This window comes from Streptomyces sp. NPDC002776, from assembly GCF_053592195.1.
Map to the genome: position 1 here is coordinate 141,245 of NZ_JBSFVG010000010.1, position 15,909 is coordinate 157,153.

A 15,909-nucleotide genomic window follows, 5' to 3' on the forward strand; every position below is an offset into this window, starting at 1 on the left:
GGCAACGCTGCCGGGTGGGTCAGCTCCTCCAAGTCGAGATACCTGAAGGTAAAAGCAACGTTGCAGAGACTATGCCTTCAGGTTTCGAAGTCAAGAGGCAATTGATGTGACGTTTAAGGGCATAGATGGAGGCTCTGCGTTCACCTCTTGAACGAAGCGGGGAGGGTCAGCGCAGTCGCTGACTGATGACCTTCGACACACCGTCGCCCTGCATGGAGACGCCGTACAGCGCGTCGGCGACCTCCATGGTCCGCTTCTGGTGGGTGATCACGATGAGCTGGGAGGCTTCCTGGAGCTCCTGCATGATGCGGATCAGCCGCTGGAGGTTGGTGTCGTCGAGGGCCGCCTCGACCTCGTCCATGACGTAGAACGGACTGGGCCGCGCCTTGAAGATCGACACCAGCAGGGCCACGGCGGTCAGCGAGCGCTCGCCGCCCGACAGCAGCGACAGCCGCTTGACCTTCTTGCCCGGCGGACGCGCCTCCACGTCCACGCCCGTGGTCAGCATGTTCTCGGGGTCGGTCAGGATCAGCCGCCCCTCGCCGCCCGGGAAGAGCCGGCTGAAGACGCCCTCGAACTCCCGGGCGGTGTCCCGGTAGGCCTCGGTGAAGACCTGCTCGACCCGCTCGTCGACCTCCTTGACGACCTGGAGCAGATCGGCGCGGGTCTTCTTCAGGTCCTCCAGCTGCTCGCTGAGGAACTGGTGGCGCTCCTCCAGCGCGGCGAACTCCTCCAGAGCGAGCGGATTGACCTTGCCGAGCTGCTGGTAGGCCCGCTCGGCCGCCCTCAGCCGCTTCTCCTGCTCACCTCGCACGAAGGGCCTCGGCCGGTTGCGCGGATGGTCGGGATCCTCCGGCAGCTCCTCGCCCTCGGCGGGCGGCGAGGGCGGTACGAGCTGATGGGGGCCGTACTCCTCGACGAGCCCGGCGGGCTCCACGCCGAGCTCTTCCAGCGCCTTGGTCTCCAGCTGCTCGATCCGCAGCCGCTTCTCGGCGCCGAGGACCTCACCGCGGTGCACGGAGTCGGTCAGCTTGTCGAGCTCCGCCTTGAGGTCGCGGCCCGTGGTCCGGGCGGCGGTCAGCTCCTGCTCCCTCATCGCCTTGGCGGCCTCGGCCGCGGCCCGCTCCCGCTCGGCCCGGCCGAGGGAGACCTCGACATGCGCGAGCAACTGCCGGGCGCCTGCGGCGACGGCCCCGGCGACGGCGGCCTCGTGCCTGAGGCGCGCCCGCCGCTGCTCGGCACGCGCGCGTGCGTCGCGTTCCGCACGCGCGGCCCGGTCCAGCGAGTCGGCCCGTCCGGCCAGCCCTTTGACACGTTCCTCGTGCGTACGGACCTGGAGGCGAGCCTCCATCTCGGTCTGGCGCGCGTTGGCCCCGTCGGCGGCGAGCCGGTCCCGTACCGAGGTGTCCGGCTCCTCCTCGACCGGCATCTCCTCGGCGACGGCGAGCCGTTCCGCGAGTTCCTCGGCCTCGGTGAGGGCTTTCTCCAGCGCGTCCTGGGCGCGCGCCGCGGCGGCCGTGGACCGCTCGGCCTCCCCGGCCGCGCCCCGCGCCTGCCCGGCGAGCCGGCCGAGCTGCTGGGCCACCGCCGACTTCTCCCGGTCGGCGGCCCGGCGGCGGTCCCCTAGCTCCTCCACTTGGGCCGCGCACTCCGTGCGTCGCGCGCTCGCCGCGTGCTGTGCCTCGGTCAGCTCCTCGCAGCGGACGGCCAGCTCCTCCAGCTCGGCGGCCGCCTCGTCCACGGACGCCTGTACTTCGAGGAGGCTGGGCGCGCCCGCGGAGCCGCCGTGCGCGAAGTGGGCGCCCAGGAGGTCGCCTTCGGCGGTCACGGCGGTGAGGTGGGGGTGGGTGTAGATCAGGTCCTCGGCGTCCTCGAGGGTGCTGACCACGACGATGTCGCGCAGCAGGCGATGGACGGCGGGCATCAGCTCGGACGGGCCACGGACCAGGTCCGCCGCCCGGGGCCGGCGGTCGTCCGCGGGCCCACCGCGGGCCGGCACCTCCGGCGCCCCCGTCAGGAGCAGTGACGCCCGTCCCCCGTCCTGCTTGCGCAGCAACCGGATCGCGTCGGCCGCCGCGGCCGGTGAGGTCACCGCCAGTGCGTCCGCCGCCGCCCCGAAGGCCGCCGCCAGGGCAACCTCGTGGCCCGGGGTGATCGTGAGGAGTTCCGCGGCCGGGCCGAGCAGCCCCGTGAGCCGGTCCTTCGCCTCCAGCAGCGCACCCGTGCCGTCCTTGCGGCGCAGGCCCAGTGCCAGCGCCTCGTGACGGGCCTGGGTGGCCGCGCGCCTGCGTTCCGCCGCCGTCGCCGCCTCCCGGGCCGCCGTCAGCATGGCCTCCGCCTCCGCCAGGGCCGCCTTCGCCGCGTCGTGCCGCTCAGCCAGTTCCGCGTCGCCGGCGTCGAGGCCGTCGACCTCGGCCTGCAGGGCCTCGTACTCCTCCTGCGCGGCGAACGCCCGCTCCTGTGCCTCGTCGCGGGCGGCGGCGAGCCGGTCGATCTCGGCCTGGGCCGACGCGGCACGCGAACGGGCCGCGTTGACCTGGCCGTTCAGTCGGGCCAGGCCCTCGCGGCGGTCGGCGATGGCTCGGGCGACGTCCTTCAGGCGCCGCTCCTCATGGGCGAGTTCGCGCTCCAGCTCGGCGCGGTGCGCGACGGTGTCCTCCAGGGCGCGCTCGGCCGCCTCCAGGGCCGCCTCCAGCTCGGCCTCCTGCTCACGGATCCGGGCGGCCTCGCGCTCCATGTCCTCGGGGTCACGGCCGCGCCGCTCGTCCGGGGGCGCGGAGGTGGCGCTCTTCACCCGCGCGTCGGCGAGCGAGACGGTGCCGCGGACCCGCTCGGCGAGCTGGGAGAGCTCGTACCAGGTCTGCTGGGCGCGCTGCAGGCGCGGGGTGAGCTGCCGTACCTCGTCCTCCAGGAGCGCCTCGCGCTGGAGCGCCTTCTTCAGCTCCCCTTCGGCGGCTTCCTTGCGTTCCTTCAGGGCGGCTTCGTCGGCGACCTCGGCGTTGAGGGCCTCGCGCAGCCGTACGAGGTCGTCGGCGAGGAGGCGGAGGCGGGCGTCGCGCAGGTCGGCCTGGATGACGGCGGCTCTGCGGGCGACGGCGGCCTGCCGGCCGAGGGGCTTGAGCTGGCGGCGCAGTTCGTCGGTCAGGTCCTGCACCCGCGCGAGGTTGGCCTTCATCGCGTCGAGCTTCCGGAGCGCCTTCTCCTTGCGCTTGCGGTGCTTCAGCACGCCCGCGGCCTCTTCGATGAAGGCCCTGCGCCCCATGGGGTCGGCGTGCAGGACCGAGTCCAGCTGGCCCTGGCCGACGATCACATGCATCTCGCGGCCGATGCCGGAGTCCGAGAGCAGCTCCTGGATGTCGAGCAGCCGGCAGGTGTCGCCGTTGATCTGGTACTCGCTGCCGCCGTTGCGGAACATGATCCGCGTGATGGTGACCTCGGCGTACTCGATGGGCAGCGCCCCGTCGGAGTTGTCGATGGTCAGCGACACCTCGGCGCGGCCCAGCGGCGGGCGCCCGGTGGTGCCGGCGAAGATGACGTCCTCCATCTTGCCGCCGCGCAGCGACTTGGCACCCTGCTCGCCCATGACCCAGCTGAGCGCGTCCACGACATTGGACTTGCCCGAGCCGTTCGGTCCGACGACGCACGTGATGCCCGGCTCGAACCGGAGTGTGGTCGCGGAGGCGAACGACTTGAACCCTCGGAGGGTCAGGGCCTTGAGGTGCACGCCGCTGGACTCTACCTTCCGGGCCTGTCTCACTCCATGAACCCGCGGTTTCACCCCTGAACGCGCAGGGCACACCAGACGTTAAGACGGTAAAAGGATGCCTGAGGGCAAGAAAGAAGGGACGCCGAAGCGTCCCTTGCAATTTCTGACACAACTCAGCGGTGGATCCGGGCTTCCCAACCACTGCGTTCGCCGTTGTGGAGCGGTGCAGTGATCAGGTGAGCGCAGGCTCCGCCTGGTGTGCGTCGATGCTCTCCATGATCCTGTCGTGAGAAGCGGCAGCCGCCAGCGCGTCCTTCTCCGCCTGGATCCGTACGAGCTCGGATTCCAGGTCCTGTACGCGCTGCTGGAGCCGTCGCATCTCGGCGAGGAGTCGAGGGTCGGAGCCGCCGACGTAACCGAGAAGCGCCTTTGCCATGATGGATGGTCCTCCACAATGAGTGACCGACCGATGCGGTGTGGGTCGTGAGGGATTCGCACCCACGGTGCTTGGCACTCTTGAGTTCTTGCTGCCGTTCTTACATGCCAAACAGCTAAGGTGCGCGGGGCTTTCAGCGTCTCACCAAAAAGTTTGACGGTCAACACGATCACGCCCCGTATTGACGGGCGTCCCGGGGCGCGCGGCCGAAACGGCGGCGCTGCGACTCCTGCGGGGCCCTGAGGGCGTGGCGATCATCCTGGCGTGCCGGACGTGCCGACGCAAGCGTTTCTCGGCAACTACCTGCTTCTTTCCCTGGGGGGCGGCTGCCGGTGGCGTGCTCTCGGGGTTCCCCGGGGACGGGTCGCGTCCGGTGATCACCGGATGGCGAAGCCGTCGTATCCCCCGCGAGGTGTGTCCCAGATCTCGGTGACACCCTCCACGCGGCCGGGCGTGTCGCCGCCCTGGAGCCAGTCTAGGAGCCCTTGGCAGTCGGGGCGGGGGCCTTCGGCGACCACCTGGACGCGTCCGTCCTCCAGATTGAGAGCAAAACCACTCAGGCCGCCGATCTCGAGTGCCTTGGCACGGGTGAACCAGCGGAAACCCACACCTTGGACCCGTCCACGCACCCAGGCAACCAGCCGTACATCCTCGCTCATAGCTGCAACCTAACCGGCCAATGTCTCACTGGGCACTTCCTCACCCCGCGCCATGCGGTACCGTCCCGACCCAATGAATCTCATATGAAACTCACTCGATCGGGTGAGTTGGTTGATCGCGAAGGACGAGTCGACCGCACGGACGAGGAAGGCCAGAACATGGGACGCCACCGACGCTCCGCCGCCGGCCGCGCCGCCACGGGCCGCGCCACGGGGGTCAATCGCACCGAGGGTTCCTCTTCGAGGAGCCGTGACCCGCTGAACTCGTATCCGGACCCGCGCCCGGGCGAGCCGGTGGGCATAGCGCCCTATCTCCACCAGGACGCCTACGCCGGCGCCTATGCGCAGACCGAGGCCTACCTCTTCGCGGCCGAGGCCGGCCGTGGCGACGGCTATGCCGAGGACTACGCCCGAGTGACGGACACCACCGTCTTCGCCAGCGACTTCACGAGCGACTTCGCCGCCGACGGCTTCCTGCCCGACGACGGCCCCCGGCCGGCGAGCGGTCACCGCCGCAAGAAGAAGAAGGCCGCCACCCCGGTGCGCACCGGTCTGCTGGGGGTCTCTGCGGCCGTGGCCATCGGCACCGTCGCGGTCGCCACGGGCGTGCTGCCCGGCGGCGACACCTACACCCTCGGCGGGGGCAGCGGCGACAAGGTGCAGACCGCCGACTCCCCGACCAGCTCCCCGAGCGAGCAGGGCGGCACGTCCGGCAGCGTGGAGAACCAGAACCAGAACCAGAGCCGCGACGACGGCTCCCCGGCCAGCCGTGACCAGGAGCGGGCCGCCTCTCCGTCGGCAGCGCCCTCGACCTCGGCCCCGTCGGCCGCGCCGACGAAGACGCCGTCGAAGGAACCGAAGGCGACGCCGTCCAAGAAGCCGAAGGCGACCCCGTCGAAGCCCGCCACCAAGGCGCCGGAGAAGACCACCCCGCCGGTGACGCTCACCGAGGAGGCCGTCGCCGCGGCCGAGGTGCTCAAGCTCGTCAACGAGGAGCGGGCGAAGGCCGGCTGCAACGCCGTCGCCGCCAACAGCGCCCTCACCGACCTCGCCGCCGCCTTCAGCGAGGACATGGACAAGCGGGACTTCTTCGACCACACCGACCCGGACGGCGCGAGCCCCTGGGACCGTGCCGAGAAGGCGGGCATCACCGGGCTCGGCGGCGAGAACATCGCCCGGGGCCAGGCCGGCGCGGCCGCGGTGATGGACGCGTGGATGAACAGCCCCGGCCACAAGGCCAACATCCTGAACTGCGACTTCAAGACGCTGGGCGTCGGCGTGCACATCGCGCCCGGCGGGCCCTGGTGGACGCAGAACTTCGGGTACTGAGATAGCCGCAGGTCAGAGACCTACGAACCCGTCTGGGCCGTGTCGGGGCCGTCATCCGTGGATTCGTAGTGCCGGAAGACGTGATCCACGGCGGCCCTGGTTCGGGTCTCACTCGACGGCATCAGGTGCGTGTACGTGCGCAGCGTGAAGCCGGGGTCGTGGTGACCCAGGTACTCACTCAACGCCTTGATGCTCTCCCCCGCGTCCAGGAGCACCGACGCGTAGAAGTGCCTCAGCGCGTGCATGCCGTTGTCCCGCCCTGTCTCGACGCCCGCTGCCCGCAGAGCCGGACGCCAGACGCGATCGTTGAACCGGTTGCGGTCCAGGGCAAGGCTGGCAGGACCCGTGAAGAGCAGAGACGCCGTGACCGGTGGACCGTCGACGGTCTTCCACGGCAGGGTGATTTCCGTAGCCGGGTGGTGCCTCAGGTGCGCGGCGAGCGCGAAGGCGACGGACTCAGGCAAGGGAACGTCTCGTTCCTTGCCGCTCTTGGGCGGGGCGAACACCGGCCGGTGGCGTTGGAGCAACTTGACCTGTCGCACGACGTGCACGACACCGCCCAGGAAGTCCACGTCTTCGACGGCTAGGCCGAAGGCTTCCCCCTGCCGCAGGCCGAGTCCGGCCGCCACACTCACGAGAGCCTGATAGGGGTCCGGCAGCGCAGTGCGAACGGCCATGACCCGTTCGGTAGACCAGGGCTTGACCTTGCGAGGCTCCAGCCGAGGAGCCCGAACGGACCGCGCTCTGCACGGGTTCTCACGGATGACCCGGTCCTCAACAGCGGCGGTGAAGACAGTCGACACGTGCGCGAAGATCCCGCGTCGATACCCCGCCGAGAGCCCACGGTCTTCCAAGGTCCGCAGCCACAAGCGGAGATGTGACGGCGTGAACGACCCCATGGGCCGGGTGCCCAGGTACGGAATCGCATGAAGCCGTAGCCGACTCTCGACGGACTCCCGCGTCAAGGGATCCGTGATCTGGGTGGTCATCCACTCGGTGGCGTATTGCCCGAAGGTGACCTTGCCCGCGTCCGGACTGACGTAGTCGCCGCGCGACATGTCCGCCTCAATGTTGGCCAACCACTGTTCCGCCTTGCGCTTCTGCTTGTCCGGGAAGCTCTTGGACTTCTCGGAGCCGTCGGGGCCGACGTACCGGGCGCGGTAGCGAAGGCCGACGCCGAAGCGGTCGGTCTTGACCTTGCCGGTCTTGCCGTCGGCGCCGGTCTCGACCTTGTACCAGCGGTCTTGGATGTGCCCGGCCATCAGGCGGCCCTTTCCATCTGGGACTCGACCCAGACGCGGACGTCTTCGGGGTCGAAACGGAGGTGCCGGCCAACGCGGAAGCCGCGCGGTCCGGTCTGCTTGCGGCGCCACTGGTAGACGGTCTCGACCGGGACGCCGAGGAGATCAGCCAGGTCGACAGGGGTCAGGTAGCGATCGGGCAGCGAGCGCTTCATGCCCACACCTCCATGTCACCCATGTCGTGCAGGTCAGCGAGGGCTTCGCGTGCTGTCTCGCGGTTCAGGCGCAGATCCCGGGCGATGCTTGCGGCGAGCCAGGATTCGCCGGGGCTGTGGCCCTGTCCGGCGTAGGTCCAGTGGGCGAGCACCAGCGTGGAGCCCTCCGAGTCGTCGAGGTCCTCGGAGAGTCCTCGGTCGCGGCGTTCCTGCCGGGCCCGGTAGTCGGCCCGCACCTTGCGCAGGGCGCCCAACGTTGTCGAGTAGCGGCGACTCTTGGTGGAGAAGTGCCCGCGGAAGCCGAGCATGTGAGCCCACCGCGCCAGCATCCGCTCCGGATAGGCGCCGTCCAGGTCCCAGCAGGCTTCGATCAGGTGCCGGGTGTGCGCGGGCAGCGGCAGCTTGTCCAGCTCGGACAGCTCGCCGATGCGGTGGTCCACGGTCCCGGTGGTCTCGGCCGCTTTGGTGGCGTACTTGGCGACGTAGGAGGCGACCGCCTGTTCCGTCAGCTCCTCATGACCGAGGGCGCCGATGGGCTGCACGTCCACCTGGGAGCCCCACCGCAGCGTGCGGGCCGGGAAGTCCCCGGCGGCCGGGACCGGCACGGACACCCGTCCGGCAGCGGCCCGGATGGCATCGTCCAGGAGCACGGTCGTGGCCCACGCGGGCGGGGAGGCGTCCGGGCCGTCCGGGCCGTCGAGGCGCACCACGGCATGGAAGTGCACAGCTCCTCGCTTCTGGAACTCGGCGACCTTGCCGAAGGAGACCCGGCACACCTCCTTCAGCGCCGCCTGTGTCAGGCCCGCACGGGCGGCGATCTCCCGGCGCAGGTAGATCGTGAACCGGCGCCACAGGTCCCCGGCGTAGTTGTTGAACAGCACCGCCCCGGCGTAGTCGTACCGGTCCGGGGCGAGCGCCGTACCAAGGGCGGGGTCGTCGTCGGCGTGCTGGGCACCGCAGCGGCAGCGGCCGGACTCGGGCCGGTTGTGCACGGGCCCGAAGGACGGGGCGGTGAGGGTGGCGAAGACGCGGGGGTGATCCCGCACGTCCGAGGACACGCCCTTGGTCGCATCCCCGGTGATCCCGGCCCGGATCAGGTGGTAGGTGTCCCCGGCGTAGGTCCAGGCACAGGCCGGACAGCGCGAGGCCCGGCGGTTGCCGCACGCAACGCGGAGCATGCCGCCCGGCTCCTGGGCGGTGCTGTAGGAGTACAGGACATCCCCGGTTGCGCGGTCGCGCGTCACGGTCTGGCCGGTCAGCCGGATCGGGTGGGAGCAGCCGCCCGTACGGCGGATTTGCTCCTGCCAGCGGTCGAAGCCAGGCGTGTTCGCCACCCGCAGCAGATCTGCCAGGGTCAGAGGGTCGGTGCCCAAAGAGGCCGCAGCACCGGCCACGGCCTCAGGGGCGACGGGGAAGACAGTCACTCGGCCACCCCCAAGTACAGCGGCATGCGACCCTCAGGGTTGTGACCGGGGCACGCCTGGTGCGCAAACGTGCCGTCCCCCATGTCGAAGGGGATCCAGCCGGTACCGGCGCAGTGGCAAGCACCTTCGACCAGCGTGCGACCACCGCGCTTCCTGGCTTCCGGGGTCATCTCGGAACCGAAGGTGAGCGCGGTAGCGACGCGCTCGGCACAGTTCCGCCGGGAAGCGGAAGGGAACCGGCGGGCGTGTGCCGCATCCTGCTCCGGGGTGGCCGAGCCAGCCAACCGCAGCAGCCGGTAGCCGTAGGCGCAGGCCGCCGACCGGTACAGCTCATCCAGACCCAGACGCGCCGCCCCCTGGAGAACCCAGGCGGTCACCTGATCCGAATCTCCCCGGTGACCTCGGTAGCGCGACGGCATGTCCGAGGCGTACAGCGCCACCGCGCGCTCACCGTTCGATAAGTCCTTGACCGATAAGGCGAGAGTGCTCGGGACGACGTGCTCTGCAACCAACGTTGCGGGCATGATGGGACTTCCCTTCGAGGGAGCCAGGGGCGGCGGTTCTTCTTGGCGGTTGAGGCGCCGTCCCTGGGCAGGCTTTGGTGGTGCCGGATCTCTCATGCATGCGGTGCTACATCCCTAAGGTTCCCTAGGGCACCTTAGGGTGTCAAGCGGTACGCTAGGGAAGTCGCCACTGAAGTAAGGGAGTTGACGCAATGTCGGACCAGGCAGACAATCGGGCGCCCTACGCGCAGATTGCCGCCCACTACGCGGAGCTGATCATGTCCGGCGAACTCCAGCCGGGCTCACTTCTGCCGAGCATCAAGAACCTCTCGCAGGAGTGGAAGGTCAGCGCCGCCACTGCCGAGAAGGCGTTGCGGAAGCTTCGAAACGAAGGTCTCGTCAGAGGCATCCACGGCATCGGGACCGAGGTCCTCGACCGTCCCGCCCCTATGTCCTCCGGGTCTCAGCGCCAGGACCGAGGCCGCCGAACCGGGTCCAGCTGGGGAACCGGCGAACGGTCCGACTCGCATCAGGCTTCGGTGGTGCCGGCACCCGCAGAAGTGGCCCAAGCACTGGATCTCAAGCCCGGCGCGAAGGTGATCCGGCGCAGCCGGGTCTACCGCGACCGACACGGCATCGTCGCTCACTCGACGTCATGGATTCCGATCCGGTACGGCGAGCTGATTCCACAGCTCACCAGCAGCGAGCGCCTGACCGGAGGCACCTCACTGCAACTCATCGCACGGGTGACCGGCCGCCCCATCACTCACAGGGTCGATACCGCCTCGGCTCGACTGCTCACCCCCGAAGACGCGGAGCTGTTGGAGCTGGACCCCGAGAAGGCCCCACAGGACCCGGTGGTCGTCATGACGGCGAGGTTCGTCGATAGTGAAGGCGCCATCGTTGAGTACGGCGTCGACCTCGGCGGCCCCGGTCGGACGTGGCAGACGGAATCGGAAGTCACACAGTGACCAGCGCTCGCAAACCGTTCTGTGTCCTCATGGTGGGGCTTCCCGGCTCAGGCAAGACGACTCTGGCCCGTGCGCTGACAGCACGAGGGTTCGTCAGGCTCTGCCCGGACGAGGAGATGTTCCGCCGACACGGGGTGTACGGGGTCGACTTCCCCCGCGGGACGTTCCCGACGCTTGAGAGGCCGATCCTCGAAGAGACTGCCGTCCAGCTCTGCGCGGAGCTCCAAGCCGGTCACGACGTGGTCGTCGACCACGGGTTCTGGACGCCCGAAGACCGGGCCCACTGGCGATCGGTCGCCGCCGAAGGTGGCGCAATCTCAGTGGTGGTCTACCTAGAGGCCAGCCATGAAGAGCTGTGGTCCCGCGTCAGCAAGCGCAATGCCCGCCACGAGGACGATCCGAACTCGATCTACTTCGCCGAGAGCGACCTGCTCCGCTACCGCAAGCGGTTCATGGCTCCAGAGCCCGAGGAACCGCACCTTGTCTACAACGGGGACCCCGAGTCTGTACTCAAGACCCTGCAATCTGAGCTAGACCGCTTGTAGCCGGGACCGCGACACCGCCCAGGGCACGAGTTACGGGTTTCTCTACCTCATCAAGCACCCGTCGTCGCTCCGCTCCTCCGGGCGGGCGCGGGCGGCCGGCGGCGCCCGCGCTCATGTCTCCGCCCCGCTCGGCACCGCCGGCCGCCCGCTCCCGCCCAAGAGGCAGGCACACGGGCATGAGGTCAGAACACGTCGTGGCTGGGGCGGTCGGCTCCACGGCTTTAGGCAGCCACTTTGGGGCGAGCCTCGAAGATCATGGCCCCAACGTCGTGCTTAACGGGCAGGTCCACAGACTGCCCGACTCGCCGGAAGCTTACGGGGCCATGATCACTCGCCCCAAAGCAGCTCCAGCCCAAAGCCGCTCCACCGACCTCAGCCTGACCGCTGCTCCTCAAGCTGGGGCGACTTGCTCTGCAAGTACTTCTTCTCCTTGCGACGCGCAAGGAAGTTCCAGCGGCTCGGGTTGTAGTTCAGGTCATGGCGTGCCGCCTCCATGAAGCGGGCTTGCGCCTCTCGAAACTTGGCTCCCTGCTTATGCATCTGAGCCTCGACGGCGTCCTCCGCCGCAGCAATGACGTACGCCGGCGCGCAGAGCTGAATGATGCGGAGCGCAGCAAGAACATCGGAGTTGGCTGACACGAATCGTCCGGTCAGGTCCGCATAGAGTCTCGAATCACCGATCCCAGCGACGTTCCCTATGCTCTGCCAGATGTTTTGCGTCATGTGTAGGTCTGCGAGAGCCCCCAGAAATTGCCGGTAGGCCTGGGCCCTGTCCTCGGGGCTGCCACAACGAACGACTCCGACCGGTCGGTATCGGTTGATCGCCGCAGCCGCCACACCACTAAACCCTCGCGCGGCAGCCGTTGCACTGCCCGTTATCGGATCCACGCAGACGAGCATGCCCCACACCGTCCCCGACGGGTGGAGATACCGCCACATCCGCAGGCCTCATCAGTAGACAGCCACGAGTCGGGGCCGTCCCCGGGCCGTCGAAGGGTGCTCAACGACGACCAACGCTGACAACCACCGACAGCTAAGTCGCAGGTCGCAGCGTTGATCGATTACATGGCCGCAGATCCGAGACCCGACCCTTCACTTCTTCGGGTACTGACAGCACGCAGGCGTGAGGGCTCCCATCCGGTGACCGGGTGGGAGCCCTCACGCGTGTGCCCCTTACGCGGCGGCCCGGCCGCGCGCGAAGGCCCGCGCGGCCTCGGCGACCCGGCGCCCGAGGTGCTCGGCGGTCGCCGCATCGGCCTTGTGGACACCGTCGGGACCCTCGTCGACGTTGGTCTGCGCGGCCGCGCCCGCGAACACACCGAGCCGGTTGAGGTCGTGCTCGGAGCCCTCGCTGCTGTTCCAGCCCGGGTGCAGCCCGAGGTTGATCCAGTGCATGCCGTGCTGGGCGGCGAGGATCTGGAAGAACTGCAGCGTGTGCAGCTTGTCGCCGCTCTTGGAGCCGGAGTTGGTGAAGCCGGCGGCCAGCTTGTCCTTCCAGTCCTGGCCGAACCAGCGCTTGGAGGTGGCCTCGGCGAAGACGTGGAACGGGCCGGAGGCGGTGCCCATGTAGGTCGGGGAGCCGAAGACGATGGCGTCCGAGCCGTCGAGGACCGTCCACTGCTCGTCGGTGATCTCGGCGACGTTGATCAGGTGCACCTCGGCACCGGCGTCGGCGGCGCCGGAGCGGACGGCCTCGGCGAGGACGGCGGTGTGGCCGTAGCCGGAGTGGTAGGCGATGGAGACAACGGGAGTGGTCACGAGGGGAACTCCTGGGAGAGCAGGTCGCTGACGATGCCGAAATGAAAGCACTAACTTTTGGTTAGTGCAACCCTTCGGTTAGCGCTGCGCTGGAGTAGGCTTCAGTCATGGACACCACGCAGCAGCGCACGGCGGAGCAGGAGCTGCCGTACAACGTGTTCGCGAAGGCCTGCCCCTCGCGCGGGACGCTGGAGCACGTCACCGGCCGCTGGGGCGCGCTCACCCTCGGGGCGCTGCACGAGGAGTCGCTGCGCTTCAACGAGCTGCGGCGCCGCGTGGACGGTGTGAGCGAGAAGATGCTGTCCCAGACCCTGCACGCGCTGGAGCGCGACGGCCTGGTGCACCGCGAGGCGCAGCCGACGAACCCGCCCCGCGTGGACTACGAACTGACGCCGCTGGGACGCGGTGTCGCCGAGCGGCTGCTCACCCTGATCCACTTCCTGGAAGGGCAGATGGACCACGTGCTCGACGCACGCGAGCGCTACGACGAGACGCGCGGCGCCCGCTGACACGTGGGGCAGAAGTAGCTCGACCGGTTCATCCACGGGCGGCGGCGCATCGGCGTACCGCATCGGCGGCACGGCAGGCCCTCGCGGCCGTACGCGTCCAGGGACCGGTCGAAGTAGCCCGACTCGCCGTTCACGTTGACGTACAGGGAGTCGAAGCTGGTGCCGCCCACCGCGAGGGCCGCGTTCATCACGTCCCGTACGTGGCCGAGGAGTTGGAGGCTGCGCGGCCGGGTGAAGGTGGCCGTGGGGCGGTCGTAGTGCAGGCGGGAGCGCCAAAGGGCCTCGTCCGCGTAGATGTTGCCGACTCCGCTGATCAACGACTGGTCGAGCAGGGCCCGTTTGATGGTGGTGCGCTTGCGACGCAGCGACTGGTGGAACGCCTCGTCGTCGAAGAGCGGATCGAGCGGGTCGCGGGCGATGTGCGCGATGACGTCGGGCAGTCCGTCGGGGGTGTTCTCGTGCAACGACAGTCCGCCGAAGGTGCGCTGGTCGACGAAGCGCAGTTCGGTGCCGAGGTCGTCGGCGAACCGCACCCGGATGCGCAGATGCTTCTCGGCCGGTGCCTGGTGCGGCTGGACCAGGAGCTGGCCGCTCATGCCGAGGTGGGCCAGGACCGACTGGGTGGTGTCCTCCAGGGGCAGCCACAGGTACTTGCCGCGGCGGCTCGGCACGCCGATGCGGTGGCCCTTCAGCCGGTGCGCGAAGTCGTCGGCGCCCGCGATGTGCCGGCGTACCGCACGTGGGTGCAGCACCTCGGCGTCGGCGACGGTCCGGTGGGCGACCCACCGCTCCAGACCGCGCCGGACGACCTCTACCTCGGGCAACTCGGGCATGGCATCCCCCGTACGAGCCGGTGTACGAGCCGAGCGCCCGCCCCGGGACGGGTGCGGGCGCTCGGGTCGCGCTGTTCTTCTCAGGCGGAGGCGGACGCCTCGTCGGCTTCCGCTGCCGCGGCCTGCGCGGCAGCGGCGGCGTTCTTGGCGCGCTCGTCCGCCGCGGCCCGGATGGACCGCCAGGCGGACTCGGCGGCCTGCTGCTCCGCCTCCTTCTTGCTGCGGCCGGTGCCGGTGCCGTACGAGACGCCTCCGACGCGGGCGGCAGCAGTGAAGGTCTTCTCATGGTCGGGGCCGGTCTCCGTGACCAGGTACTCGGGCACGCCGAGCCCTTCGGTCGCGGTGAGCTCCTGGAGACTGGTCTTCCAGTCCAGGCCGGCACCGAGATTCGAGGACTTCTCGATCAGGGGGTCGAACAGGCGGTGCACGAGCTCCGCCGCCGAGTCCAGGCCCTGGTCGAGATAGACCGCGCCGATCACCGCTTCCAGGGTGTCGGCGAGGATGGACGCCTTGTCCCGGCCGCCCGTGCCCTCTTCACCGCGGCCGAGCCGGATGAAGGAACCCAGGTCGAGCCCACGGCCCACCTCCGCCAGCGCACGCGAGTTGACCACCGCGGCCCGCAACTTGGCCAGCTGGCCTTCGGGCAGGTCGGGGTGGGTGCGGTACAGCGTGTCGGTGACGACGAGGCCGAGCACGGAGTCCCCGAGGAACTCCAGACGCTCGTTCGTCGGCAGACCGCCGTTCTCGTACGCGTAGGAACGATGGGTGAGCGCACGCACCAGAAGGGCGGACTCGAGTTGGTACCCGAGCCGCCCTTCCAACAGCGTGTGGGACGAGGCCGTGGTCTCCGCAGAGGTTTTCTTCGGCGTGGACACAGTGCCTCTCACCAGCCGCTCAGACCTCGAGGACCTGGCGCTTGTTGTAGGTGCCACAAGCCGGGCACGCGATGTGCTGCTGCTTGGGCTCGTGGCAGCGCTCGCACGCAACCAGGGTGGGGACCGCAGCCTTCCACTGCGACCGGCGGTGGCGCGTGTTGCTGCGCGACATCTTCCGCTTCGGAACAGCCACGGCTACTTCTCCTGCTTCTCGTCGACGCCCGGTTCGGCGCCGCTCATCTCGTCCTTCTCGCCGTCTTCGAGTGAACCGGCGAGTCCCTGCAGTGCCGCCCAACGGATGTCGACGGCGTCATGGTGGTGGTCCGGGTCGTCCGCGAGGCGTGCGCCGCACTCGGCGCACAGTCCCGGGCAGTCTTCCTGGCACACCGGCTGCATCGGCAGTGCGAGCACCACCGCATCACGCAGCACGGGTTCGAGGTCGAACAGGCCGTCCTCGAGAAAGAGCCTGTCCTCGTCTTCCTCGGCGTCGTCGACGGGTTCCGCGTGGTGTGCGCGGCCCCGGTCGTCGGCGTCAGGGTACGAGAACATCTCCTGGAAGTCCGCTTCGAGGTCGAGCTGAAGCGGCTCCAGACACCTTACGCACTCCCCCTCGGCCGACGCATGGGCGGTGCCTGTGACAAGCACCCCTTCCATGACCGACTCCAGGCGGAGTTCGAGCTTCACCGGGGCGCCTTCCGGCACTCCGATGACGTCCTTCAGACCGAGGTCCTTGGGGGCGTCGATCGTGCGGGTCAGGCGCTGGAGCGCGCCAGGACGCCGCCCCAGCTCGTGTGTGTCGAACACGAGAGGGTCGCGGTGGTCGAGGCGGGCGTTCAGAGCCATTCCTGCTTTCGATCTTCTGAGCTCAGGTCACACTGCCCTCGGTGTCCCCGGGCAGCGCTGAT

General features: G+C 69.3%; 17 protein-coding genes. 4 read left to right on the plus strand and 13 right to left on the minus strand.

All coding sequences use genetic code 11. The annotated features are described in order from the left end of the window. Positions 1-166 precede the first annotated feature (166 nt). From smc to ACWD11_RS21265, 3 genes are all read right to left on the minus strand, one after another. The gene (gene smc, locus ACWD11_RS21255; RefSeq protein ID WP_451284745.1) at positions 167-3,724 is read right to left on the minus strand and encodes a chromosome segregation protein SMC; all 3,558 of its coding nucleotides are present in this window, start codon (positions 3,722-3,724) and stop codon (positions 167-169) included. A gap of 214 nt (positions 3,725-3,938) precedes the next feature. Continuing rightward, entirely contained in the window at positions 3,939-4,142 is a 204-nt protein-coding gene (locus ACWD11_RS21260) for a hypothetical protein (protein ID WP_250074615.1), read from the minus strand. Positions 4,143-4,519: 377 nt separating this feature from the next. Continuing rightward, on the minus strand, positions 4,520-4,801 hold the full coding sequence (locus ACWD11_RS21265; protein WP_451284747.1) for an acylphosphatase: 282 nt from the start codon (positions 4,799-4,801) through the stop codon (positions 4,520-4,522). A 159-nt stretch (positions 4,802-4,960) separates the two neighbouring features. Here ACWD11_RS21265 and ACWD11_RS21270 point away from each other — a divergent pair, with 159 nt between their 5' ends. Further along, complete coding sequence (locus ACWD11_RS21270) at positions 4,961-6,130, plus strand: CAP domain-containing protein (RefSeq protein ID WP_451284749.1); 1,170 nt, start codon at positions 4,961-4,963, stop codon at positions 6,128-6,130. A 20-nt stretch (positions 6,131-6,150) separates the two neighbouring features. Here ACWD11_RS21270 and ACWD11_RS21275 read toward each other — a convergent pair whose 3' ends face one another. The 4 genes from ACWD11_RS21275 to ACWD11_RS21290 are packed head-to-tail and all read right to left on the minus strand — an operon-like array spanning position 6,151 to position 9,534. Continuing rightward, positions 6,151-7,392, minus strand: a complete 1,242-nt coding sequence (locus ACWD11_RS21275) for a tyrosine-type recombinase/integrase (protein ID WP_451284751.1) — start codon at positions 7,390-7,392, stop codon at positions 6,151-6,153. After that, entirely contained in the window at positions 7,392-7,586 is a 195-nt protein-coding gene (locus ACWD11_RS21280; protein WP_070390434.1) for a helix-turn-helix domain-containing protein, read from the minus strand. The genes ACWD11_RS21275 and ACWD11_RS21280 overlap by 1 nt, the downstream gene beginning before the upstream one ends. Continuing rightward, a complete protein-coding gene (gene repSA, locus ACWD11_RS21285; RefSeq protein WP_451284882.1) occupies positions 7,583-8,980 on the minus strand; it encodes a replication initiator protein RepSA in 1,398 nt (465 codons plus the stop codon). The genes ACWD11_RS21280 and repSA overlap by 4 nt, the downstream gene beginning before the upstream one ends. A gap of 26 nt (positions 8,981-9,006) precedes the next feature. Further along, on the minus strand, positions 9,007-9,534 hold the full coding sequence (locus tag ACWD11_RS21290) for a hypothetical protein (protein ID WP_451284753.1): 528 nt from the start codon (positions 9,532-9,534) through the stop codon (positions 9,007-9,009). A 191-nt stretch (positions 9,535-9,725) separates the two neighbouring features. Here ACWD11_RS21290 and ACWD11_RS21295 point away from each other — a divergent pair, with 191 nt between their 5' ends. Together ACWD11_RS21295 and ACWD11_RS21300 are read left to right on the plus strand one after the other, a co-directional pair. Further along, positions 9,726-10,484, plus strand: a complete 759-nt coding sequence (locus ACWD11_RS21295) for a GntR family transcriptional regulator (RefSeq protein WP_451284755.1) — start codon at positions 9,726-9,728, stop codon at positions 10,482-10,484. A gap of 29 nt (positions 10,485-10,513) precedes the next feature. Then, the gene (locus ACWD11_RS21300; protein ID WP_451284757.1) at positions 10,514-11,029 is read left to right on the plus strand and encodes an AAA family ATPase; all 516 of its coding nucleotides are present in this window, start codon (positions 10,514-10,516) and stop codon (positions 11,027-11,029) included. Positions 11,030-11,401: 372 nt separating this feature from the next. Here ACWD11_RS21300 and ACWD11_RS21305 read toward each other — a convergent pair whose 3' ends face one another. Beyond that, the gene (locus ACWD11_RS21305; RefSeq protein ID WP_451284759.1) at positions 11,402-11,752 is read right to left on the minus strand and encodes a hypothetical protein; all 351 of its coding nucleotides are present in this window, start codon (positions 11,750-11,752) and stop codon (positions 11,402-11,404) included. Between the two features lie 450 nt (positions 11,753-12,202). After that, positions 12,203-12,787 (minus strand): flavodoxin family protein, encoded by a 585-nt coding sequence (locus ACWD11_RS21310; RefSeq protein WP_389414752.1) that lies wholly within the window; start codon positions 12,785-12,787, stop codon positions 12,203-12,205. A gap of 107 nt (positions 12,788-12,894) precedes the next feature. Between ACWD11_RS21310 and ACWD11_RS21315 the strand changes: the two genes are divergently transcribed. Next, complete coding sequence (locus tag ACWD11_RS21315; protein WP_451284761.1) at positions 12,895-13,296, plus strand: winged helix-turn-helix transcriptional regulator; 402 nt, start codon at positions 12,895-12,897, stop codon at positions 13,294-13,296. Here ACWD11_RS21315 and mutM read toward each other — a convergent pair. From mutM to ACWD11_RS21335, 4 genes are all read right to left on the minus strand, one after another. Next, positions 13,269-14,129, minus strand: coding sequence for a bifunctional DNA-formamidopyrimidine glycosylase/DNA-(apurinic or apyrimidinic site) lyase (mutM, locus tag ACWD11_RS21320; RefSeq protein WP_389414754.1), 861 nt, complete (start codon positions 14,127-14,129; stop codon positions 13,269-13,271). The two genes, ACWD11_RS21315 and mutM, sit on opposite strands and share 28 nt — an antisense overlap. Before the next feature lie 80 nt (positions 14,130-14,209). Continuing rightward, on the minus strand, positions 14,210-15,016 hold the full coding sequence (gene rnc, locus ACWD11_RS21325; RefSeq protein WP_389414755.1) for a ribonuclease III: 807 nt from the start codon (positions 15,014-15,016) through the stop codon (positions 14,210-14,212). Positions 15,017-15,023: 7 nt separating this feature from the next. Beyond that, a complete protein-coding gene (gene rpmF / locus ACWD11_RS21330; RefSeq protein WP_028802425.1) occupies positions 15,024-15,197 on the minus strand; it encodes a 50S ribosomal protein L32 in 174 nt (57 codons plus the stop codon). Between the two features lie 2 nt (positions 15,198-15,199). Beyond that, a complete protein-coding gene (locus tag ACWD11_RS21335) occupies positions 15,200-15,847 on the minus strand; it encodes a YceD family protein (protein ID WP_389414756.1) in 648 nt (215 codons plus the stop codon). Positions 15,848-15,909 lie beyond the last annotated feature (62 nt).

Bases quoted from the DNA above. Each gene is read 5' to 3' on its own strand.
- ACWD11_RS21275 (WP_451284751.1), bottom strand. From the start codon at position 7,392: ATGGCCGGGCACATCCAAGACCGCTGGTACAAGGTCGAGACCGGCGCC.
- ACWD11_RS21280 (WP_070390434.1), bottom strand. From the start codon at position 7,586: ATGAAGCGCTCGCTGCCCGATCGCTACCTGACCCCTGTCGACCTGGCT.
- ACWD11_RS21290 (WP_451284753.1), bottom strand. From the start codon at position 9,534: ATGCCCGCAACGTTGGTTGCAGAGCACGTCGTCCCGAGCACTCTCGCC.
- ACWD11_RS21300 (WP_451284757.1), top strand. From the start codon at position 10,514: ATGGTGGGGCTTCCCGGCTCAGGCAAGACGACTCTGGCCCGTGCGCTG.
- ACWD11_RS21260 (WP_250074615.1), bottom strand. From the start codon at position 4,142: ATGGCAAAGGCGCTTCTCGGTTACGTCGGCGGCTCCGACCCTCGACTC.
- ACWD11_RS21270 (WP_451284749.1), top strand. From the start codon at position 4,961: ATGGGACGCCACCGACGCTCCGCCGCCGGCCGCGCCGCCACGGGCCGC.
- ACWD11_RS21305 (WP_451284759.1), bottom strand. From the start codon at position 11,752: ATGACGCAAAACATCTGGCAGAGCATAGGGAACGTCGCTGGGATCGGT.
- mutM (WP_389414754.1), bottom strand. From the start codon at position 14,129: ATGCCCGAGTTGCCCGAGGTAGAGGTCGTCCGGCGCGGTCTGGAGCGG.
- ACWD11_RS21295 (WP_451284755.1), top strand. From the start codon at position 9,726: ATGTCGGACCAGGCAGACAATCGGGCGCCCTACGCGCAGATTGCCGCC.
- ACWD11_RS21315 (WP_451284761.1), top strand. From the start codon at position 12,895: ATGGACACCACGCAGCAGCGCACGGCGGAGCAGGAGCTGCCGTACAAC.
- ACWD11_RS21265 (WP_451284747.1), bottom strand. From the start codon at position 4,801: ATGAGCGAGGATGTACGGCTGGTTGCCTGGGTGCGTGGACGGGTCCAA.
- ACWD11_RS21335 (WP_389414756.1), bottom strand. From the start codon at position 15,847: ATGGCTCTGAACGCCCGCCTCGACCACCGCGACCCTCTCGTGTTCGAC.